Raw genomic sequence first — 22,564 nt, forward strand, 5'->3', positions numbered from 1 at the left:
AAAGGAGCGAGATCGAGAAAGGGATTGCGGGATAAAGAATCTGTAAAAAATATTGGCTGGGCTGGCCTCATCGCGAGCAAGCTCGCTCCCACAGGTATTCTCAGTGGACGCGGATTCTGTATTCACAACAGAACCATTGTGGGAGCGAGCTTGCTCGCGATAGCGGTGTACCAGTCAATCATTACGCAAGCTGACACACCGCTATCGCGAGCAAGCTCGCTCCCACAAAAGGAAAGTCCCATAGGGGGAATACGGTGGGTTCAGGACTTTCCGAAGCAACTCGCGATCAACTTGTCGAGCACCTTGTCGGACTTGGCCTCGGCCTTTTCCATCGTGGCGTGCCAGGTCGGTACGCAAGCGTGCAGATCGGTTTCTTCCTTGGCCCTGGCCAGCCATTGCCAGCAATCATGCCAGTCGCCCAGCGCGCCCTGGGCGGATTTGAGTCGGGGCATGGCCGCTTCGGGCAGGCGGTCGAGCTCAGGGTAAGCTTCGATGGCGTAGCGCACACGCTTGATCAACAAGCGCAAACGGTGGCGGTCATGGGCCGGATCGCGCAGGGCTTCGTCGAGTTTCTTCCATTGCTTGTCCAGGCGCTTTTCGATGCGTTTGCGCAAGCCCTTCAGCAACCCCTCACGCTGGGCGGCGCGAATGAAGCGCGGGAACGCATCGAGGATCATCAACAACTGGGCCAGCTCGACACTGGCGGCCACGGCGGGATAGGCATCGGCCATTTGCACCTGGCGTCGCCGCGCCGCCGCGATCTGGCCGTGTTGCTCAAGGTAAGCCGCCAACACTTCGCGGTCGCGCAGGGGGGTGGTCAACGTACCGACCGCCGAAGCCGCCGTTTCCAGTTGTTCGACGCCAGGCAATCCACGCAGCGGACGCAACAAGCTGCGCAAACGGCGTACCGTCGTGCGCAGGTCATGCAGGGCTTCGCTGTCGGTGTGGGCATTCAAGCGGGCCTGACAGGCCAGCAGGCGGACTTCCAGGCCCAGTATGCGGGCCACCAGCCGATCGATCATTGGGCGCACTCCGTACGCAGCTTCAAGTCGGGAGCTCAAGCCGCAAGTAAGGAGCGCGTCGCACGTTCCTTACTTATAACTTGTAGCTGTTTTTATCGTCCCGCGCGGGATTCGCGGATGTAGAAACGCGCCTTCTCGGCTTTTTTGGCGCAGCCTTCGAACGCTTCGAATTGCTGCTGGGTCTTGGCGCCAGTCAGCAGGGACAAGGCCTTGGAGTAGCTGACGGTGCCGGCAAAACCTTCGGCCTTGGCCAGGTCCAGTTCACGCCAGGCGCTGTCGAGTTGGCTGCCACAGCTGTCACGGTAAGCGGTTTTGCCTGCGCAACCAGCCAGGGCCAGAACCATCAGGGAAGCCACCAGGGGCAGGCAGATCCGGGCTTTCATCGATTACACCTCAAGTCAGGAAAACAGTCGTGCTGGTAAGACGGTCGCACCGGCAAAAAGTGCCAAGGCCCGACCGGGTAAATTCCAGTGTGGGAAAGAATACGCAAATGCCGCGCTGGCGTATCAAATAACGACGCGTGCGCCACAATGATTGAGCCGAGCCGTCGATGAGTGCATTGTTGAAGCCTGTTCGACAAGAGGCCGGGTCATGACAAAACGTGTCGCATTGGTATTGGGTTCGGGTGGAGCCCGGGGCTATGCCCATATCGGGGTGATCGAAGAAATCGAACGACGCGGCTATGACATCGCCTGCATCGCCGGTTGTTCCATGGGCGCTGTCGTCGGCGGGATCTATGCCGCGGGCAAGCTCAAGGATTACCGCGACTGGATCGAAAGCCTCGACTACCTGGATGTCCTGCGGCTGGTGGACGTCAGCTTTCGCCTGGGGGCGATTCGCGGTGAGAAAGTGTTCGGGCAGATCCACAAGATCGTCGGCGACATCAATATCGAGGACCTGCGCATTCCCTACACCGCCGTGGCCACCGACCTGACCAACCAGCAGGAAATCTGGTTCCAGGAAGGTTGCCTGCACCAGGCAATGCGCGCCTCGGCGGCGATTCCCAGCCTGTTCACGCCGGTGATGCAAGGCAATCGTATGCTGGTCGATGGCGGCCTGCTCAATCCGTTGCCGATCGTGCCGGTGGTGTCGAGCCACTGCGACCTGATCATCGCCGTCAACCTCAACGCCACCAATCAGAAACAATATCGCTTACCGGTGATTCCGCGCCCCGCCGCGTTCAGGCGTCGCTTCGACACCCTGGTCAGCTCGCTGGGTTCGCGCCTGCCGTTTCGCCGCAAGCAGGCCGAACAACTGTTGCTGCTGGAGCAGGAAGCCTTGAAGGCCGAGGCCGCCGACATCAACCCGTGGATCGACTCGGCCGAGCCCGAAGGCCAACAACCGGCTGCCGCGCCGGAGAACGAAGGCGCGCCGAAATCCGCCACCGGTTCATTCATCATCGATAACGTCGGCCCGGCCTCGTTGCTGGACTTGATCAACCAGAGTTTCGAAGTGATGCAGACCTCCCTGGCCCAGTACAAGATCGCCGGTTACCCGCCGGATGTGCTGATCAACGTGCCGAAGCGGGTGTGCCGGTTCTTCGAGTTCTACAAGGCGCCGGAATTGATCGCCCTGGGGCGGGAGATTGCCAGCGATACCCTGGATCGGTATGAGCGTGAGCAGAACTAGGGATTTGCGGTGGCTGTGCGGGCCTCATCGCGAGCAAGCTCGCTCCCACATTGGATCTGCGGTGGACACTGCCCCTGTGGGAGCGAGCTTGCTCGCGATGGCCACAGCCCAGACAACACAGAACTAAAGCCCACCCTCCCCCAACAACCGATACCCCACCCCCGCCTCGGTCACGATGAACCGCGGCCGGGTCGGGTCGTCGGCCAGCTTCTGGCGCAGGTGACCGACCACGATCCGCAGGTAGTGACTGTCTTCGGTGTGGGTCGGGCCCCAGATGTCCTTGAGCAGTTGTTGCTGGGTGATGACCCGCCCCGGATGCCGCGCCAGTTGCGCCAGGACGGCGTACTCCTTGCGGGTCAAGGCCACTTCGGTGTCGTCCAGCAGCACCCGTCGATAGGCCAGGTCCACCGTCAGCGGTCCGAACTTCAGCGCAGCCTCCTGGGGCTCGCCGGTCGGGGCCTGGCGCAACAGGGCGCGAATACGGGCGAGGAATTCCTGGATGCCGAACGGCTTGGTCACGTAATCGTTGGCGCCGTTGTCCAGCGCCTCGACTTTTTGCGCTTCGCTGGCCCGCACCGAGAGCACCAGCACCGGCACCGTCGACCATTGGCGAAACTCGCGCAACACCTGCTGGCCGTCCATGTCCGGCAGGCCCAGGTCGAGCACCAGCAAGTCGGGTTTGTTCAGCGCCGCTTGGGCCAGCCCTTCGGCGCCGGTGCCGGCTTCCAGCACCTTGTAGCCTTGGGAGCTCAGGCTGATGCGCAGGAATTTGCGGATCTGCGGTTCGTCATCGATGACCAAAAGGGTCGCGGTCTGGCTCATGGGGCTCGTTCATTGCAATCAAATGGAAAGGCTAGCAGGTCGCAAGCTGCGGGTAACAAAAGAGTATCTCAGCCGGGCTCAAGCTTCATCGTCCATGCCTGGTTGCGCCTGCAACGGCAGGTGCAACGTGATGCAGGTGCCGCGTCCCTCGAGACCTTCGGCCACGCTGATTCGCCCGCCGTGGGCGCCGACCATGCCCTGACAGATCGCCAGCCCCAACCCCGTGCCCTGCCCGCCCCGATCACCGCGCGCGGCGGTATAGAACATGTCGAAGATTTTCTCCCGTTCCTCTTCAGGAATCCCGGGCCCTTCATCGGCCACGGCAAAAAACACCTCGCTGTCGGTCGCCCCGGCGCTCAGCAACAGGCGTCCTTGGGCCGGCGAGAAGCGCGCCGCGTTCTCCAGCACGTTCACCAGCGCCTGCTCGATCAATGCTGCATGGACATGCAATAAGGGAAGTTCGGCAGGCACCTCGATACTCAGCGTCAGCGGCGCCAACACCGCCCGCAAGCGGCTCAGCGCGCTGCCGACGATATCAGCCGGCGCAACCCAGTCCCGCGCCAGTTTCAGGGCACCGTGGCCGAGGCGGGTCATGTCCAGCAGGTTCTGGATGTAGCGATCCAGCCGCTCGGCCTCATCGCGGGTGCCTTCCAGCAGCTCGCGACGATCGGCCAGCGGGATCGCCTCACCCAGCGCCAGCAGGCTGTCGATGCTGCCGCGCATGGCGGTCAGCGGTGTGCGCAGGTCGTGGGACACTGAAGCCAGCAAGGCGCTGCGCAGTTGTTCGGTTTCACCATGCAGACGCGCCGCCTCCAGGTCCTGGGCCAGTTGCGCCCGCGCCAGCGCCTGGGCCAAGGGCTGACTGAGGGCCGCCAGCAAACGGCGGCGCTGGCCACTCAACGGCTTGCCTTCTTTCGGGCATACGCCCAGCAATGCCAGCGGCCCCCCTTCCGCCGATAACGGCCACCACCACCAACGCCCGGAAGGCAGTGTCCCGGTGCCGGCGCCAGCCGGCTGGTCGTGCTGCCAGGACCAGTCGGCCGCCGCCCGTTCGGCCTCGGTGAAGGTCAACGGCTCACCACTTTCGGCCTTCCAACCGCCCTGGCCATCGCGATTGAGCAGGCACAGTTGCAAGTCGTGCCAATCGTTGAAGTGCTGCACGGCGGCGCTGATCACCGCCTGGCGGTCGGTGGCGGCCGTGAGTTTGCGGGACAGGTCGAGCAGCTCGCCGGTTTCCTGTTGGGTATCGCGCAAGGCCTGCAACTGGCGACGCTGGCGAGCGGCAAGATTGCCGGTCAGGGCCGCCATGAGCAGGAAAAACACCAGCGTCAGCACGTCTTCTTCGCGCTGGATGGTCAGGGAAAAGTTCGGCGGGATGAACAGGAAGTCATAAGCCAGGAACGACAGCGCCGCGCAGGCCAGCGCCGGGCCGAGACTGCTGCGCACCGCCACCAGCAAGACCGCCATCAGGAACACCAGGGAGATATTGGGCAACGCCAGCAACCCCGAGATACCCCAGGCCAATGCGCTGGCCGCCGCGGTCGCCAGCAATGCCAGCACATAATCGAACCCGGTCTGGACGGCGCTGGAACGCACGCGGGCAGGACGCGGTTGCTCATCGCTGTCCAGCACGTTGATCTCCAGGCCCCGGGCATCGCGCAGCAAACGCGAAGCGAGGCCGCCGCCAAACAGGCGTCGGCGCAGACGTGGCCGGGACTGCCCCACCAGCAGCAGCGTGGCACGCCGTTCGCTGGCATGCTGGATCAGCGTCCTGGCCACTTCCCCGGCCCGCAGCAACACGACCTCGCCACCAAGACGTTCAGCCAGTTGCTGGGCGTTCTGCAAACGCTGGCGCGAGAGTTCGTCACGGGCACTGCCGTTGTCCACATGCACCAGGCTCCACGGCAGATGCCGACGCTGGGCGACGCGGCTGGCATGGCGCACCAGGCGTTCAGCCTGCACGTCACCGTCCACACCTACCAGCAAGCGTCCGCGCACCGCCGGCGCGGCCTGGCCCAGTTGTCGATAACCCTGGGCCAAGTCATTGTCGACCTGGGCGGCGGCCGTCTGCATCGCCAGCTCACGCAACGCGGTGAGGTTGGTCTGGGAGAAAAACGCATCGATCGCCGCCCGAGCCTGCTCCGGCACGTAGACCTTGCCATCGCGCAGGCGCTCCAGCAGCTCACGTGGCGGCAGGTCAATCAGCAGCAGTTCATCGGCTTCCTGCAGGACCCAGTCCGGCAACGTCTCGCGCACCTGCACGCCGGTGATGCCGCGTACCTGGTCGTTGAGGCTTTCCAGATGCTGGACATTGACGGTGGTGTAGACATCGATGCCCGCCGCGAGCAGGTCCTGAATGTCCTGCCAGCGTTTGGCATGGCGGCTGCCGGGCGCGTTGCTGTGGGCCAGTTCGTCCACCAGGACCAAGGGCGGCCGGGCGGCGAGCAGACCGTCGAGGTCCATTTCCTCGAGCATCACACCGCGATATTCCGAACGCACCAACGGCTGCTGTACCAGGCCGCCGAGCAGCGCTTCGGTTTCGCTGCGACCGTGGGTCTCCACCACCCCGGCCATGACCCTCACGCCTTGGCGCAATTGGCTGTGGGCCGCTTGCAGCATGGCGTAGGTCTTGCCCACACCCGGGGCCGCGCCCAGGAAGACCTTGAGCCGGCCACGGCCGTTGCGGGGCAGATTGGCTAACAGTGCGTCGGCGCGGCCGGAGTCGCTCATGTTGGGGATTCTCATCTTTCGAATAGGTCAGTCACCCTGTGGGAGCGAGCTTGCTCGCGATAGCGACAGGTCAGCCGACATCGATGGCGACTGATACACCCTCATCGCGAGCAAGCTCGCTCCCCACAGGTTCCTACAGTTTTTCCAGGGCCAGGTTCAGCGCCAGCACATTCACCACAGGCGGTCCCACCAAGGGTTGCTCGGTGTTGGCATCGAGCAATGGCTGCAACGTCGAGATCGGCAGGTTGCGCGCCGCGGCGACACGCGCCAGTTGATAGGCAATCGCCGCCGGAGGCAAGTGCGGATCCAGCCCGCTGGCGGAGGTGGTCAACAGCGCCAGCGGCACCGGGCCCTGACCGGGCACCTGGAGCTTGCCGGCGGCATCGATCACCCGTGTGGCCAGGGCCGGGTTGCTCGGGGAGAAGTTGCTGGCACCGCTGGCGACCGTGGCGAAGGCACCGGCCGATGGCCGTGGATGAAACCAGGCATCACCGGTGAAATCCTGGGCGATCAGCGTAGAGCCTCGGACCTTGCCGGCGGCGTCGACGACCAGGCTGCCGTTGGCCTGGGCGGGAAACGCGACTTGCGCCACGCCGGTGACTACCAGCGGGTAAGCGACACCGGTGATCAGGCTCATCAGTAATAACAGGCTCAAGGCCGGGCGAATCAGAGTGGACATCTCAAAACCCTCGAATAAGAAAACAGCTGATTTGCAGGCACATCCATTTGTGGCGAGGGAGCTTGCTCCCGCTGGGCTGCGTAGCAGCCCCGAAGACCTGCGACGCGGTGTGGCAGATAGATTGCGTTCAGCTTCTTTGGGGCTGCTTCGCAGCCCAGCGGGAGCAAGCTCCCTCGCCACAAAAGCTTCTCCTGTCACAACAACCAAGCATCAGGCTCAAACCAGCCCCAACGCCGTCAGCAACATATCGATCGCCTTGATCCCCACGAACGGCACCACGATCCCGCCCAGGCCATAGATCAACAGATTGCGCCGCAACAACGCCGCCGCGCTTGCCGCTTGCACGCGCACGCCGCGCAGGGCCAGGGGGATGAGCACGACGATGATCAAGGCGTTGAAGACAATCGCCGACAAAATCGCGCTCTGCGGGCTGCTCAGGTGCATCACGTTCAACACACCGAGCTGCGGATAAATCGAGGCGAACAGTGCCGGCAGGATCGCGAAGTACTTGGCGATGTCGTTCGCGATGGAAAAGGTGGTCAGCGCCCCACGGGTCACCAGCAACTCCTTGCCGATCTGCACCACGTCCAGCAGTTTGGTCGGGTCGCTGTCGAGATCGACCATGTTGGCCGCCTCCCGAGCGGCCTGGGTACCGTCGTTCATCGCCATGCCGACATCGGCCTGGGCCAGGGCCGGGGCGTCGTTGGCACCGTCGCCGCACATGGCCACCAGCCGACCGTCATTTTGTTCGTGACGGATACGCGCCAGCTTCTTCTCCGGCGTAGCCTCCGCCAACACATCATCGACACCCGCCTCGGCGGCAATCGCCGCGGCAGTCAGCGGGTTATCGCCGGTGACCATCACCGTGCGGATCCCCAGCTTGCGCAACTCGGCGAAACGCTCGCGGATGCCCGGCTTGACCACGTCCTTGAGATGGATGGCTCCCAGCAACCTGCCGTCCATGCACACCAGCAGCGGCGTGCCGCCACTCTGGGCGATCTTGTCGACCTCCCGCGCCAGTGCCGACGGCAACTCATTGCGTGCGAGGCCGATGAAATCCAGCAAGGAATCCACGGCGCCCTTGCGGTAGATGCGGCCCTGATAGTCGACCCCGGACAAACGGGTTTCAGCACTGAACGGCACAGCCGTCAGCGCTTCGATGCCAGGCTCGGGCTGTGGTTGCAAACCGCGCAGGTACTCGACGATGGACTTGCCCTCCGCCGTGTCATCGGCCAACGAGGCGAACAGCGCGCCTTCGGCCAGTTCCTTGGCAGTCACACCGGGGGCGGCATAGACCGCCGTGCAGCGACGATTGCCAAAAGTGATGGTGCCGGTCTTGTCCAGCATCAACACATGCACATCCCCCGCCGCCTCGACCGCGCGGCCGGATTTGGCAATCACATTCAGGCGCACCAAGCGGTCCATCCCGGCGATGCCGATGGCCGACAGCAACCCGCCGATGGTGGTGGGAATCAAGGTGACCAGCAGGGCCACCAGAAACACCAGCGGCAGGCTGGCGTTGGCGAAATGGGCGAACGGCTGCAGCGTCACCACCACCAGCAGGAAGATCAGCGTCAGGCCGATCAACAGGATGTCCAGCGCCACCTCGTTCGGCGTTTTCTGGCGCTTGGCACCTTCCACCAAAGCGATCATGCGGTCCAGGGTGGACTCACCAGGATTGCTGGTGATGCGTATTAGCAGCCAGTCGGAGACCAGTCGCGTATTGCCGGTGACGGCCGAGCGATCGCCGCCGGATTCGCGGATGACCGGCGCCGATTCGCCAGTGATCGCCGCCTCATTGACCGCGGCGATGCCTTCGATCACTTCACCGTCGCCGGGGATCATGTCGCCGGCCTCGACGCGCACCACATCGCCTTTGCGCAGACGGGTGGCGGGGATGATTTCAAAACCGCTGGCGGTCTGGCGACGGGCATTGAGGCCTTCGCTGCCGGCCTTCAAGCTGTCGGCCCGGGCCTTGCCCCGCCCTTCGGCCAAGGCTTCGGCGAAGTTGGCGAACAGCACCGTGAACCACAACCACAGCGCAATTTGCGCGGCGACGAAGGTCGGCACGGCGCTGTCAGGAATGAAGCACAACACGGTGGTGAGGATCGCGGTCAGCTCCACCACCAGCATCACCGGTGCACGGTGCAACTGGCGAGGATCGAGCTTGACGAAGGCTTGCAACAACGCCGGGCGCCAGAGGGCCGACAGGTGAGTCTTGGGTTGCTCCGGCGCCTTGGCGGCGATGGTTTTGCTCATTGGCATATTCATCATCAAGTCCTCAGAAGCCCATGCTCAGGTGCTCGGCAATCGGCCCCAGCGCCAGGGTCGGCAGGAAGGTCAAGCCGCCGACCAGCAGGATGGTCACGGTCAACAGGGTCACGAACAGCGGGCCGTGGGTGGGAAAGCTGTTCTGGCCAATCGGCGCGGTCTTCTTCAAGGCCAGGCTGCCGGCCAACGCCAGCACCGGCAGGATGTAGCCGAACCGACCGATCAGCATGCCCAGGCCCAGCATCAGGTTGTGGAAGGGTGTATTGGCACCGAACCCGGCGAACGCCGAACCGTTGTTCGCCCCCGCCGAGGTGTAGGCGTACAACAACTGGCTGAAACCATGGGCGCCAGGGTTGCTCACCGCCGCGGCCGGTCCGGGCAGGCTGGCGGCGACAGCCCCCAGCAACAGCACGCTGACGGGCATCACCAGCAGCGTTGCGACCAACAGTTGTACCTCTCGGGCGCCCAGCTTCTTGCCCAGGTATTCCGGGGTGCGGCCGATCATCAAGCCGGCCAGGAACACCGCGATCAGCACGTTCAACAGCATCCCGTAGAGCCCGGCCCCGACGCCGCCGAAGATCACCTCGCCGACCATCATGTTCACCAGCGACACCATGCCACTGAGCGGGTTGAGGCTGTCGTGCATGCCATTGACCGAGCCGTTGGACGCAGCCGTGGTGGTCACCGACCACAGCACGGTGGCGGTGGTGCCGAAGCGGGTTTCCTTGCCTTCCAGCGGTGCGGTTTGTTCGACGGCCGGGTTGTCCAGGGCCGGGTTGGGCTGGTATTCGGCCCAGAGTGACGTCGCGCCGCCGATCAGGAACAGGGCCAACATGCAGGCGATGATCGCGCGGCTCTGGCGCAAATCCTTGACGTAATGACCGAAGGTGAACACCAGCGCGGCGGGAATCAGGATGATTGAAACGACTTCGAACAGGTTGCTCCAGGCCGTCGGGTTTTCGAAAGGGTGCGCCGAGTTGACGCCGAAGAAACCGCCGCCGTTGGTGCCCAGTTGCTTGATCGCGATCTGGCTGGCGGCCGGCCCCAGCGGGATGACCTGGTCGGCACCCTGCAGCGTGAGCCCATGCACATAGTGGGCGAAGGTCTGCGGCACGCCCTGCCAGACCAGGAATAACGCCAGCAGCAGGCACAGCGGCAACAGTCCGTAGAGGGTGGCGCGGGTCATGTCGACCCAGAAGTTACCCAGCGTCATGGCGGACTTGCGCCCGATGCCGCGACACAGCGCCACCAGCACAGCCAGGCCGGTGGCGGCGCTGACAAAGTTCTGCACGGTCAGGCCGACCATCTGGCTCAAGTAGCTCAGGGACGCTTCACCGCTGTAGGACTGCCAGTTGGTGTTGGTCATGAAGCTCACGGCCGTGTTGAAGGCCTGGGTCCACTCCATGCCGGGCAGTTGCTCGGTATTGAGGGGTAAATATCCCTGCAGCAGCAGAATCGCAAACAGCAAGACAAAACCCGCCAGGTTGAACGCGAGCAAGGCCAGGGTGTATTTCTGCCAGCTCTGCTCAACGGTGGCGTCGACACCGGCCAGGCGATAGCAACCGCGCTCCACCGGGCCGAGAATCGGCGAAAGCCACGTGCGCTGGCCTTCCATCACTCGGTAATAAAACCGCCCCAGGAACGGCGCCGGAACCAGCACCAGGGCGAAAAAGGCGAGGATCAGCCCGAAGTCATAACCGTGCATAACCGCTCCTAGTTCCGATCGGCGCGCAACAGCGCAACCAGCAGATAAATGAACAGCGCCACTGCCAGCAGCAGCGACACCCCGTCCAGAACACTCATGGGATTTCTCCGTGGTACGGCGTCGTGCCGTGTGGGGAGTGATTGTCGGTAGGGAGGCTGTAAAGGAGCGAGATCGAGAAAGGGATTGCGGGATAAAGAATCTGTAAAAAATATTGGCTGGGCTGGCCTCATCGCGAGCAAGCTCGCTCCCACAGGAATTCTCAGTGGACGCGGATTCTGTATTCACAACAGAACCATTGTGGGAGCGAGCTTGCTCGCGATAAGGCCAGCCCTGGCACCAACGCTCTGAACTGGGGCACAAAACCAAGCCATCCGGCAGCGAACATCCCCGATACGACACGATTTCACCCATTACGACTGCCCCCCGCCAGCCTGGCACGCCCGCTGCACAGCCCCTCCCCAGCGCTTTTGCTATGGATCGAGGGGAGCCACCGATGAACACACAACTCAAACCCACCCTGGGCACCCTGCATTTATGGGGCATTGCCGTCGGCCTGGTGATTTCCGGCGAGTATTTCGGCTGGAGCTACGGCTGGGGCGTGGCCGGGACACTGGGCTTCCTGGTGACCTCCTTCATGGTGGCGGCCATGTACACCTGCTTCATTTTCAGCTTCACCGAACTGACCACCGCCATCCCCCATGCCGGCGGGCCGTTTGCCTACAGCCGTCGCGCCTTCGGCGAGAAAGGCGGATTGATTGCCGGGCTGGCAACACTGATCGAATTCGTCTTCGCCCCACCAGCGATTGCCCTGGCCATCGGCGCCTACCTGAACGTGCAGTTCCCGGCGCTGGACCCGAAACACGCCGCCGTCGGCGCTTATATCGTGTTCATGGGCCTGAACATCCTCGGGGTCAAACTGGCCGCAACGTTCGAGTTGGTGGTCTGCGTACTGGCTGTGGCCGAACTGCTGGTGTTCATGGGCGTCGTCGCCCCGGCGTTCAGTTTCAGCAGCTTCGCCCTCAACGGCTGGGCCGGCTCCGATGTGTTCGGCGCACCGGCGATTGCCGGAATGTTCGCCGCGATTCCTTTCGCCATCTGGTTCTTCCTGGCCATCGAAGGCGCGGCCATGGCCGCCGAAGAAGCCAAGGACCCGAAACGCACGATTCCCAAGGCCTACATCAGCGGCATCCTGACGCTGGTGTTCCTGGCGATGGGCGTCATGTTCATGGCCGGCGGCGTCGGCGATTGGCGTACCCTGTCGAACATCAACGATCCCCTGCCCCAAGCCATGAAAACCGTGGTCGGCGAAAGCTCCGGCTGGCTGCACATGCTGGTGTGGATCGGCCTGTTCGGCCTGGTGGCGAGTTTCCACGGCATCATCCTCGGCTACTCACGGCAGTTCTTCGCCCTGGCCCGCGCCGGCTACCTGCCCGCCTCCCTGGCCAAACTGTCACGCTTCCAGACCCCACACCGGGCCATCATCGCCGGCGGACTGATCGGCATTGCCGCGATCTACAGCGACGGCCTGATCAACCTCGGCGGCATGACCCTCACCGCCGCGATGATCACCATGGCCGTGTTCGGTGCCATCGTCATGTACATCATGAGCATGCTCAGCCTGTTCAAGCTGCGCAAAACCGAACCCAACCTGGAACGTACTTTCCGCGCACCGGGTTACCCAATCGTGCCGGGGATCGCCTTGGTGCTGGCGGTGGTGTGCCTGGTGGCGATGGCCTGGTTCAACGCGCTGATCGGGCTGATCTTCCTTGGCTTCATGGCGGTGGGCTTTGTCTACTTCGTCCTCACCGCACAACTGCGTGCGGATGCTCCCGCCGACGCGATGCTGACCGGGCTGTGAGGTGAAGCCGGCCGAACGGGCGTAGTATTGAACCACTGCGAACAACATTCGCTCATAAGTGGTAAGTGCGATGGATTGGCGAAACGTTCGTCTGTCCATCGCGCCCTCAAGGAGAGCCCTATGCCCTGGTATGCCTGGTTGATTCTGATTGTCGCAATCGGCTCGATCGTGGGAGGCCTGATGATGCTGCGCGACACCGCCAACAAAGTCGAACTCACGGACGAACAGCGCAAGCGTGTTGCCGAGCGCAATGCGGAAATGGATGCGAAGGAAGCCAAGGATCGTTGATGACCTGGCTTGCTTAGTGCTTTTGTGGCGAGGGAGCTTGCTCCCGCTGGGGCGCGAAGCGGCCCTCACCCTGCTGGCGCGGAGTGTCAGGCTAATCGAGTTTTGGCCGTTGGGGCTGCTGCGCAGCCCAGCGGGAGCAAGCTCCCTCGCCACACAAGCAGGCACCCGATAGCAAACGCGGTGCTATTTTTCCCAATCCGCCTTGGCAATATGCAAGCCATGCAGCCCCTTGTACGCGGCCCGCTCAGGCTGGCTCCAGCCCTCCAGCAATGAATCCTCCAACCGATAGATCTCCACACCCAGCGGACGGCAGACGCTGAGAGGATCCTGCGCCTCCGGCCCCCACATCGCCAGCGACAGGTCACCACCCGGGCAGGTGGACAAGGCACACAACAAATCGATCTCGGCAAAAAACTCCAGGTAATCCCCCTTCTGCGCCGGACAGGCCTTCATGAAGTACATATCGTCATGATTGAGCCCTGTGCACTGGAAAATATTCAGCACGTCATGCACATCGAACTCCGTCAGGCCATGGGGCAACACCGCACGGGTCAGGTTCGAATGGCAGTGATGATGGAAATCCTCCCCGGTCAGCATCTTGTTCACATACGGATCACAGCGCGTACCCAGCAGGTCATGGAGTCGTCCACCATGCTCATCGATGCCGTAGCCAGCCAGGCTGTCGTCGGTGATGGTGACCAACGGCCGCAGGAATGGCAGGTTCGACCACAACCGATCATGGGTGCTGACATGAGCGCCCTGAAGCTGACGGGTGCGCGCCGCCCACAGGCGCTCCCGCGGGTCATGGGCATTCCAGACGTTGAAGTCCCCCACTTGCGGCCCTACTGGGGTGGTGACGCGGAACACATGACCTGCGGGCACGTGCCAAGCGCGGCCGGTGCGGATGGGTACTTCGAACTGCTCGATCAGGGTGCGTTTGTCCTGCTCGGTGCGGATACGGTCGTAGAAGGGTTTGTCCACCTGCAGGGCTGAACCTTTGCTGACTTGGTAGGCGGCTGGGTAGTCTTTGTGCATGGCGCGGGTCCTTGATCAGGGGTGATGGGTGGGAGCCAGCATCTGCAAAAGCAGTTGCTCGGAATCATCGAGATAAAGGCTCATCGCTTCGTGAGCCGCCAGCTTGTCACCTTCGGCCAGCCAATCATGGATGCGTCGGTCACGGGCCAGCCACGGCGCCTGGAAACGCGCCTCATCGGGTGCGGAGCTAAACACCAGTCGCAGTTGTGCGATCACATTAGTGAAGAACTCAGCAACGGACTGCGCATCATCCCTTTGTCGCGCATGCACCAGGTCAACCCTTCCTGGCCGAGGCGGTGTAGCGCTTCGCGGATGGTGTTCGAGGTAAGCGCTCCCCTCCCAACCTAGTCGAGCTTGAGGAACATATCGATGCACAGCCTCGCCTTGCGTCCTCTTACAAACAGCTTGATCGTCCTTCCTGCCGCATTATGTCGATGAGTAAGAAACCGCCTCAACCATGCCGGATGCACAGAATTTAGCACCGTTACCTCGCGGCTACGAGCCAGGGTGAGGCGCAGAGGACAGTAGGATTCCAAAGAAGTAAATTAAGGCTCTGCTGACCATGCCGACGAGAATGTAACGAGGTACTCAGCGGGGTACACCAATGATGTTTGGATTATATGAAGATGGGCGCAACCTGGGGCCGGTGGCCGTTTGTCAATAATATTCAGGTGCACAAGCCCAAGCCCAAAAAGGCACCTTTCGATTACTTTTACAGAGCGCCCAGACGAAGTTTTAGCATTGAATATCACTACAGTAATGTCAGAACGCAATATTCTTGCTATGCCCCCGGCATGATGAAGAGTTCGCCCGAAAAGTCTCTAGTGGTTCTGATCAACGGATTCCTCAGCGCAACAATCAGGGACTGATTGTTGACCCTTACTAACATCGGAGAAGCGAATTTCCCACTCTTAACCAGTTCGACCACGTGTCCTGTCGTTAGGTCTTTCCTGACCAATCCGCCATCAACAGGGGAAAAAACAGCGAAGAGTCCATCGTCTGTAATTGCCGATCCGCCAGCGTAAGTATGGACCGCCACGTCAGCAATTTCTCTATTAGAGAGGCATTGCCGATTCTCCACATCAACCAGAATAACTCTGCTGAGCCCGACATGCCGGCCTTCATCCATTTGGGTGTAGGACACCGACAACACGCTTTCAGAAACCCACTTGCTCTCAAATGGAACAGTGTCCGCCAATGCGCAGCCTCCAAGTTCGATAGGTATCTCGAGTTTTGTTTGAAAAGCATCGCCAGTAATTAGCACCGTCAGACCTTGATGACGTTTCGCCGCGGCTGAGTATATAGCGTATGTCATCGCGCAACGGCCATTGACCGAAGTTGACAATGCCGTTGAATATGGAAAAGTGCCTGGGCCAATACCTGCTATCAGTATCGGGTTGCTCCAAGTATCACCACCATCTTCCGAAGTCCTTGCCACGACTTTACGCCACTCACCTGCTGAATACTGCCCAACACGCTCTTGTAGCGTATGCATAAGAACGATTTTTCCGTCCGGCAGCGCTGCCAACGAAACATAGGTCGAGCGCCCACCATCGATTATACGAACCTTACCCCACTCTCCAATTGTTCCTGGGTGCGATGTGCGAGCGAAGAACAACGGCGAAGAATGGTTGCTGAAACAAGCAATCACATGACCGGCATATTTCCCTGAAGGAATTCTTAATAGCGACGGGGAACCGTGGTCGCTAGCCCCTTCGAAAGTATGTAACTTGGCTGTCTTATTAACAAGCAATCGCTCACTGACGTCAGATACCAGCACATCACCGGTTGAGCTGATATAACCAATACAGAACCCCCCAACGACTTCAGCGACAGCCGGGCGATTGTACCAAAGACTGTATGCGTTACTGATATTCAGTGGTCGATTCGGCATATAACGCCGAATTAAAGGAACTGAAGTGAACGCTGCAACAACCCCTGCCGATATCAGAAAGCTCCTACGGTTCATCAAAACAACTCGCCTGCTTGAAAAGGGTTGGATTATGACACCGTAAACGCCGCAAGCCACGGATTTGCTCATACCATTATTTCCACCACTTCAGGGACGGAGGCGTGGCATACCTCTACCCCGCCCATAGGCTGTATCCGTCCGGCCACCTCAGCTTCCTGACGCAACCTCCGAAGGCCTTGCTGTCCTAATTTAAGTGGACACCATTTCTGGCCCAACAAGCGGATTTTTCACGCACCCTCAGCCGTACCTAAGCAAATCTTTTAAAGACAAGGTCATCCAGAAGTGGCCGAGCCCGGCACCTCTATCGCAAGCATCGCCTTGGGCTACGGGCCTCAATCCCAATTTGGAACCGGATATACGCCGCCGAATAGGGCAAAAAAAGCGGTACCCGTGATGGATGAGTTGCATGCCTGGATGGTCGACCAGCGCAATATCGAGCACAACGGTTCGGCCATTGGCAAAGTCTGGTCATAGCTTGAAACGCTGGACGGGGCTGTGCCTATTGCTACGCAGCGGGCAAGCGCGATTGCAGCGCTACCGCCGCATAGGTGGCGTCCGGCTTAATCGTACGAGACGGTTTGCTCGTACGCTTAGGCGCTTCCAGAACTCATTCAAAACTCGCACCCGCCAGACGGCAAAAAGGCCAGTCAATTCGACCGGCCTTCTCAATCACAAACTCAATTCAATTCAATTCAATTCCAACTTATCAAGGTTCCTGTCGAGAATCGCCTTACCGATCCCCTTGACCTCCAGCAACTCCTCGACCGAAGAGAACGGCCCATTACTCTCCCGATAAGCAACAATCGCCTCGGCCTTGCCCTTGCCTATCCCTGACAGCTCGCGCTGCAACGTTGCAGCATCCGCCCGGTTTAAATCCACCTTGGCGCCCTGCGTTTTGGCGGGCTGCTCCACCGTGTGAGGCGTAACGACGGACTCATGCTTGGCCGCTGGGGCGGCGATAGCCGCGACTGAGGCACTGGTCAGAAGGGCAAAAATCAAAGAGTATAAGTAACCTGTACGCATAAATGACGCTCCATGACATCGTAAGAGAGAAGCAGCTTTCCCGAAGCTGCCTCTCAAACTTAGGCCATGAAGACAGCTTGTCAAAAGTCAGAATGTTACAGAAAGCGTAAAAAAAAGCGCCAGTCCACCGAAGTGAATTCATAATCGGCGGGATCCATGACTCCGGATATCGGGGCAACGAACCCGAAGCCTCTGGAAACGGGCCGTGGCGGTTGCACGCATCAGGACCATACGGCAAACTTGCCGCGCTTTTAATTTTGGGGAAAATGATGAGTTTAAAGATAAAGGGACTTGACGGTCTGCGAGGTATTTCGGTGCTACTTGTTATCATGTCCCATGCGGTCATCTGGCCTGTCATAGGGGTCACGAACCCCGCCTTACTGTCAGTTTTGAGTCCTCATGTGGGTGTTAGTATTTTTTTTGTTCTATCTGGCTTCCTGATAACTTTTTTGCTTATTAGAGAAAAAGAAGCAACTGGAAAAATTGACATCTTTTCCTTTATCAAACGACGAGCCCTGCGAATATTTCCACTCTATTATCTGGCCATTCTTTTCTTGGCTATCATGGATGTCACAGGCAAAGCCGGGATAACGAATTGTATTTACCCTTATGCATTGACATACACCATAAACTTTGTTCCAAAAGCGTGCGCTTTTTCTGCGATGTCACACTTCTGGTCTCTGTCCGTAGAAGAGCACTTTTATTTGTTCTGGCCAATTATTTTTGCTTTTGGCAAACGAACCGCCATCGCAACGATTTCGCTGCTAGTCTTTGGTTGCCTTTATTTCGGAACCAGTCTTTATGAACCTACAACACTCTACTATTTAGGCAGATGGACATTCCCGGCAATGCTGCCAATTCTGGTCGGCTGCCTGGTTGCCTTTGTTTGCAACGTTGATCATATCAAGAAGACTTTCTCCAGCCCTACCATATCTGGAATATTGTTAATCTCGATAGTGGCTGGACTCACTGCGCCGGCATTTATAAAATCGGAAACTGCCTGGCTTGTCTCAGTAGGGGCCTTAGTTTTATACATTTATCACAATCAAGAATCCTTGCTAGTCAAGTTGCTCGAACTCAAACCTTTAGTAGCCGTCGGAATCATTAGCTACGGTTTGTATGTATGGCAAGGCGTCTTTACGGGTAACGGCACTTATCGAACAGGACACGTGTTTCCACCCAGCGTGGATATCGGCGTATGGCTGACCTTTGTAGTCGCACCACTAAGTTATTTATTCTTTGAAAAACCGTTATTGAAACTAAAGAAAAAATATTCTTGGCAGGAGAAAAAGTCTCAAGACGATAAGATTTTCAGCGCGGAAAAATTAACTACTGCAACAAAGCCGGATTAACGGTTTCGTTTCAACCAGTTAGCCCAGCTGACAGCTTAACGACGCCTAGGGCCTGATGTCAGGCCCGGGCATATGCACTTCGTCAAGGTTCAAGACGACGCTGCTGATAGATCCAGTCGACGATCTCCCCGTCTGGGGCGTATCCACTGACAGTGTCACGTAGCAACTGACGGACTCTCGCGTAGTCATCATGCTCGATGGCAGCCAGCAGTTCAGTCAATCTCGCCTTAAGCACATCCCACGACAGATAGTCCTCGTTGGCACTCATGATCATCGGATGGGGGGTTGCGACGACGTTATCGCCAATCAGCAACTCTTCGTAAAGCTTCTCGCCAGGGCGCAGGCCTGTGAATTCGATTGAGATATCGCCGTGAGGATTCTTCTCCGAACGAACACTCAAGCCGGACAAGTGAATCATTTTTTCCGCCAGCTCTACAATTTTCACCGGCTCGCCCATGTCCAAAACAAACACATCCCCCCCCAGCCCCATCGAGCCCGCCTGAATGACAAGCTGAGCGGCCTCTGGGATTGTCATGAAGTAACGTGTGATCTTGGGATGGGTGACAGTTAGCGGTCCACCTGATTTGATCTGCTTATGAAACAGCGGGATAACCGAACCGGATGATCCCAGCACATTGCCGAAACGGACCATCGTAAAACGGGTCTTATTGACACGAGATACATTGGCCTTGTCGCCGAACAACACTGGCGCCAGTTCACGACTAAGCGCTTGCAGGGTCAGCTCAGCAAGGCGCTTGGTACTGCCCATCACATTGGTCGGACGCACAGCCTTGTCCGTCGAAATCAATACAAAATTCGATACACCTGCCTGAAGCGCCGCCTGCGCAGTGTTCAACGTCCCGACCACATTATTTAGAACGCCTTCGGCGATATTATGCTCCACCATCGGCACATGCTTATAAGCGGCGGCGTGATAGACCGTGTCGACATTCCATGTCTTCATCACGTCCAGCAACTTGTCTTGATCCCGCACTGACCCAAGGATCGGTAATAATCGAACCGACAGCGACTCACGAGCGATTCGAGGCTCAAGTTCGGACAAAATGCTATAGAGATTGAATTCGCTATGCTCGAATAACAGTAACGTAGTTGGCTTGAGCGCGAGGATCTGCCTGCAAAGTTCGGAGCCGATCGAACCTCCCGCCCCTGTCACTAAAACCGACTGCCCCGAGACACAATGCTCAAGCAAATCAGCCTGAGCAGGGACCGGATCACGCCCTAGGAGATCGGCGATATCGACTTCCTGGATGTCGTCGACCTTTACCCGACCACTGGCCAAGTCCATGAATCCGGGGACGCTACGTACATGCAGCGGAAAACCTTCGAGCAGCGTCAATATCTCCCGACGGCGTCCTCGAGACGAAGACGGAACGGCAAGCAAAATCTCTTGCGCGCCAGTGGTATCGATCATTTTTTGAATGTGTTTAGGTTGATAGACCTGCAACCCGGCAATGACTCTATCGGCGATGCTTCTGTCATCATCAATGAACGCGACCGGCCGCATCACTCGCCCCATGCGCAATGCCGCAACGAGTTGGTTACCTGCGGCTCCGGCACCATAAATAGCGACCTTCGGCAGGCCATCATCACGACTGGTAAACGGTACATGTTGGGCTGCGGTAAACCAGTCCCCCAGAAAATACTGCCGCATCACCAGGCGCAACCCGCCAATCATGATCAGGCTCAGCCACCAGTAGTTGAAAATGATAGAGCGAGGCACTACGGTCTTATGATTGCTGTACCAATACACCACAAGAGCCAGCAGCAAGGCCGAAAGACTGACCGCCTTGCAAATGGTGATCAGCGCGTCGTTACCGAAATAACGCATGACCGCGCGGTACATGCCAAAGCGGATGAAAATCGGTATGGCAATCAACGGAGCGGAGGCAAAAAGCCAAAGATGCGTTTCGATCGGGCTGGCCAAAGCCTCGACGCCGAGCCGTACGACGAATGCCAGCCATAAGGCAACCCAGACCAAAACGACATCAGTGGCCACTTGGATAGCGCGCTTGTGGCGTCTCGGCAGCCCCAGTAGGATTGTTCTTAATTTGTCCATAAACCCTTCACGCACCTTGGCCAGCTCCTAAACTAATCCATTTTCGATACACACAGTTACATCTTCGTTCGTTGGACAACCGACGAACAAAAAACGCGAACCCTACAGCGAAATCAGGCCTTCTCAAGCTCACCGGCATGAAACCGGATTGCCAGTACCAGCAGTGGCACGTAAGCCAATATTAACGCCAATGCTCCATCCATGTTCCACAACACGACACAAGCTGCCAAAGGCAGCAGCCAGAACAGATTGATTGCCGTCACCGCCAACGTAACCGGCAAGTGGCGGCCATAATGACGGGAAGCGAACTGATAGGCGTGACTGCGATGAGCCTCGTAGACCTTATCGCCGCGCAGCAGGCGCCGTAACAATGTTGCGGTTGCATCGACAATAAAGACTCCCAGCAAAATCAGCCAGACCCAAAGCAGCTTGGGTGAACTCCAGGCCGCCTGCAGCGATAGCAACCCCAGGATAATGCCAAGAAATCCACTCCCCGCGTCGCCCATGAAGATACGGGCAGGAGGAAAATTCCAGTACAGGAACCCCGCTACTGCCATCGCAAGTACCAACGGAGCCAAAATCAGGTTTTCAAAACCTCCCAACCAATAGAGCAGACAGGCTCCAAGGCAAGCACAAATCGCCTCGACGCTGGCGATTCCATCGATGCCATCCATGAAATTATAAAGGTTGAGCATCCAAACCAGATAAATCGCCGCGAGCACATGCCCGAGCCAGCCCAAATCCAATACAAAACCAAACATCTCCAGCGCAGGCAAGCCACCCAGCCAAAAAAGAGCCCAGCAAGCACCGAGGAAATGTCCTAGTAATCTCCAGCGTGCAGCGATGTGGCCGTGGTCGTCGAGAAAGCCCAAAAGCGCTATGCCTGCTCCAGCCCCCAACAAAGCCCAGGTAAATGTCCAACTGAGCCCCCCAAGAAAGGCCAGGATTGGCAACACTGCTAGAAACCCCAAGACGATGGCCACGCCCCCACCGCGAGGCGTTGGAACCGAATGAGAACTTCGGGCGTTCGGAACATCCATCAGGCTTCGGGTCAGGGCATAACGTCGCAAGCCGCTGGTTAAGGCCAATGAAACAAAAAACACAATACCCACTACAAAAGAAATTGCCATGAATTCAAACTCGACCTTTTTTTGATGAAAGGGCCATGTAATCCACTCCAGCCTTGAATAACGCTTCAGTTGTTCCAAGCGGGGGGGTCCAGTCAAGTAGCTGATGCGCCTTGCGGGAATCAATAACCAAGGAGCCAAATAATTGGGAGAACATATTTTCTTTTCCCAATAGTTTTGCTCCCAAACGGATGGCTCCTACAGGCACATAAATCAAGCGGGCTGTACGTCCCATGCCGCTGGCAACAGAACGTACAATATCTGCTGTAGAGACATCCGTCCCATCGGAAATCAAGAACAGCTCCCCGGCCGCAGCAGGATGCTTAATGCAATGCGCGATAAAATCTATGAGATTATCTAGCGCAATCATGCTGCGTTGATTATTGGCTGCCAAGAAAGGAAGTGGCATACCGAGCTGAACAATCTTTAGCAAGCGGTGAAAATTTCCAGGAGCATTTCCACCATAGACCAAGGGTGGACGGATAATGACAAGCTCCATGGAGGAGTTCTTGACCAGTTCCTTCAAAGCCTCTTCGGCTTCAAACTTTGAAAGCGCATACGGTGTACTTGGGTTATTTCCACTCAACTCCGAAATTTTTGAATCCGTTGTCTCAGTAGCACTGACGCCGATCGAGCTGACAAATATAAATCTCCTGACACCGCTACGCATTGCCTCTTTCGCCAAGCGAAGCGTCGCGTCCACATTTGCACGCCTGAAAGCCGAAAGAGGATCCTTTTCCTTGTCGTTCAGAATATGCGCTCGTCCTGCGAGATGTACGATTGTCTCCACATCAACACACGCTTCGGCTAAAGAGTCATTTTCAAGATCCAGGCAAACGTAGTCAAAATCCTGTGATGGAGGAATAGAACTCCGACCTACACCCTTTACGACATGACCTTGTGCACTCAAAATTTCACAAAGCAAACCGCCTATATAACCTGACGCTCCGGTAACCAACAGCATGCGAAATACC

At 58.6% G+C, this 22,564-nt stretch carries 18 protein-coding genes and 1 pseudogene; 4 read left to right on the top strand and 15 right to left on the bottom strand.

Features of this window, described 5'->3' with window-relative positions:
• Positions 1–260: 260 nt before the first annotated feature.
• A complete protein-coding gene (locus ACIPQ1_RS26140) occupies positions 261–1,022 on the bottom strand; it encodes a CHAD domain-containing protein (protein ID WP_250962382.1) in 762 nt (253 codons plus the stop codon).
• Positions 1,023–1,114: 92 nt separating this feature from the next.
• Complete coding sequence (locus tag ACIPQ1_RS26145) at positions 1,115–1,405, bottom strand: hypothetical protein (protein WP_014337256.1); 291 nt, start codon at positions 1,403–1,405, stop codon at positions 1,115–1,117.
• Positions 1,406–1,613: 208 nt separating this feature from the next.
• On the opposite strand from ACIPQ1_RS26145, the gene ACIPQ1_RS26150 reads away from it, so the two are divergent.
• Positions 1,614–2,651, top strand: a complete 1,038-nt coding sequence (locus ACIPQ1_RS26150) for a patatin-like phospholipase family protein (RefSeq protein WP_186710805.1) — start codon at positions 1,614–1,616, stop codon at positions 2,649–2,651.
• Positions 2,652–2,774: 123 nt separating this feature from the next.
• Here the strand turns inward: ACIPQ1_RS26150 and ACIPQ1_RS26155 are convergent, their stop codons facing one another.
• From ACIPQ1_RS26155 to kdpF, 6 genes are all read right to left on the bottom strand, one after another.
• The gene (locus tag ACIPQ1_RS26155) at positions 2,775–3,473 is read right to left on the bottom strand and encodes a response regulator (protein WP_411386868.1); all 699 of its coding nucleotides are present in this window, start codon (positions 3,471–3,473) and stop codon (positions 2,775–2,777) included.
• A gap of 78 nt (positions 3,474–3,551) precedes the next feature.
• Positions 3,552–6,203 (bottom strand): DUF4118 domain-containing protein, encoded by a 2,652-nt coding sequence (locus tag ACIPQ1_RS26160; RefSeq protein WP_446535033.1) that lies wholly within the window; start codon positions 6,201–6,203, stop codon positions 3,552–3,554.
• A gap of 133 nt (positions 6,204–6,336) precedes the next feature.
• Complete coding sequence (gene kdpC, locus ACIPQ1_RS26165; RefSeq protein ID WP_250963489.1) at positions 6,337–6,882, bottom strand: potassium-transporting ATPase subunit KdpC; 546 nt, start codon at positions 6,880–6,882, stop codon at positions 6,337–6,339.
• A gap of 216 nt (positions 6,883–7,098) precedes the next feature.
• Positions 7,099–9,153, bottom strand: coding sequence for a potassium-transporting ATPase subunit KdpB (kdpB, locus tag ACIPQ1_RS26170; RefSeq protein ID WP_411386866.1), 2,055 nt, complete (start codon positions 9,151–9,153; stop codon positions 7,099–7,101).
• Between the two features lie 10 nt (positions 9,154–9,163).
• A complete protein-coding gene (kdpA, locus tag ACIPQ1_RS26175; RefSeq protein ID WP_446535034.1) occupies positions 9,164–10,858 on the bottom strand; it encodes a potassium-transporting ATPase subunit KdpA in 1,695 nt (564 codons plus the stop codon).
• Positions 10,859–10,866: 8 nt separating this feature from the next.
• Entirely contained in the window at positions 10,867–10,956 is a 90-nt protein-coding gene (gene kdpF, locus ACIPQ1_RS26180; RefSeq protein ID WP_003218754.1) for a K(+)-transporting ATPase subunit F, read from the bottom strand.
• Between the two features lie 395 nt (positions 10,957–11,351).
• On the opposite strand from kdpF, the gene eat reads away from it, so the two are divergent.
• Positions 11,352–12,716, top strand: coding sequence for an ethanolamine permease (gene eat / locus ACIPQ1_RS26185; RefSeq protein WP_186704738.1), 1,365 nt, complete (start codon positions 11,352–11,354; stop codon positions 12,714–12,716).
• Positions 12,717–12,836: 120 nt separating this feature from the next.
• A complete protein-coding gene (locus ACIPQ1_RS26190) occupies positions 12,837–13,004 on the top strand; it encodes a DUF2897 family protein (protein ID WP_003183831.1) in 168 nt (55 codons plus the stop codon).
• Positions 13,005–13,187: 183 nt separating this feature from the next.
• Here the strand turns inward: ACIPQ1_RS26190 and ACIPQ1_RS26195 are convergent, their stop codons facing one another.
• From ACIPQ1_RS26195 to ACIPQ1_RS26210, 4 genes and pseudogenes are all read right to left on the bottom strand, one after another.
• Positions 13,188–14,039 carry an urea carboxylase-associated family protein gene (locus tag ACIPQ1_RS26195; RefSeq protein ID WP_411386864.1) on the bottom strand — a complete coding sequence of 284 codons (852 nt, stop codon included), beginning with the start codon at positions 14,037–14,039 and terminating at the stop codon, positions 13,188–13,190.
• Between the two features lie 15 nt (positions 14,040–14,054).
• A pseudogene (locus ACIPQ1_RS26200) lies at positions 14,055–14,293 on the bottom strand (GntR family transcriptional regulator); the annotation flags it as partial.
• Positions 14,294–14,820: 527 nt separating this feature from the next.
• Entirely contained in the window at positions 14,821–16,080 is a 1,260-nt protein-coding gene (locus ACIPQ1_RS26205) for a hypothetical protein (protein WP_411386863.1), read from the bottom strand.
• A 618-nt stretch (positions 16,081–16,698) separates the two neighbouring features.
• Positions 16,699–17,034 (bottom strand): ComEA family DNA-binding protein, encoded by a 336-nt coding sequence (locus tag ACIPQ1_RS26210; RefSeq protein ID WP_411386862.1) that lies wholly within the window; start codon positions 17,032–17,034, stop codon positions 16,699–16,701.
• Positions 17,035–17,246: 212 nt separating this feature from the next.
• Between ACIPQ1_RS26210 and ACIPQ1_RS26215 the strand changes: the two genes are divergently transcribed.
• Positions 17,247–18,386, top strand: coding sequence for an acyltransferase family protein (locus tag ACIPQ1_RS26215; protein ID WP_411386861.1), 1,140 nt, complete (start codon positions 17,247–17,249; stop codon positions 18,384–18,386).
• 82 nt (positions 18,387–18,468) lie between these two features.
• Here ACIPQ1_RS26215 and ACIPQ1_RS26220 read toward each other — a convergent pair whose 3' ends face one another.
• The 3 genes from ACIPQ1_RS26220 to ACIPQ1_RS26230 form a co-directional block, all read right to left on the bottom strand.
• Positions 18,469–20,463 carry a polysaccharide biosynthesis protein gene (locus tag ACIPQ1_RS26220; RefSeq protein WP_411387484.1) on the bottom strand — a complete coding sequence of 665 codons (1,995 nt, stop codon included), beginning with the start codon at positions 20,461–20,463 and terminating at the stop codon, positions 18,469–18,471.
• 113 nt (positions 20,464–20,576) lie between these two features.
• Positions 20,577–21,593, bottom strand: a complete 1,017-nt coding sequence (locus ACIPQ1_RS26225) for an MraY family glycosyltransferase (RefSeq protein WP_411387483.1) — start codon at positions 21,591–21,593, stop codon at positions 20,577–20,579.
• A gap of 4 nt (positions 21,594–21,597) precedes the next feature.
• Entirely contained in the window at positions 21,598–22,554 is a 957-nt protein-coding gene (locus tag ACIPQ1_RS26230; RefSeq protein ID WP_411386860.1) for an NAD-dependent epimerase/dehydratase family protein, read from the bottom strand.
• Positions 22,555–22,564: the final 10 nt, after the last annotated feature.

Source organism: Pseudomonas sp. LARHCG127, assembly GCF_052871455.1.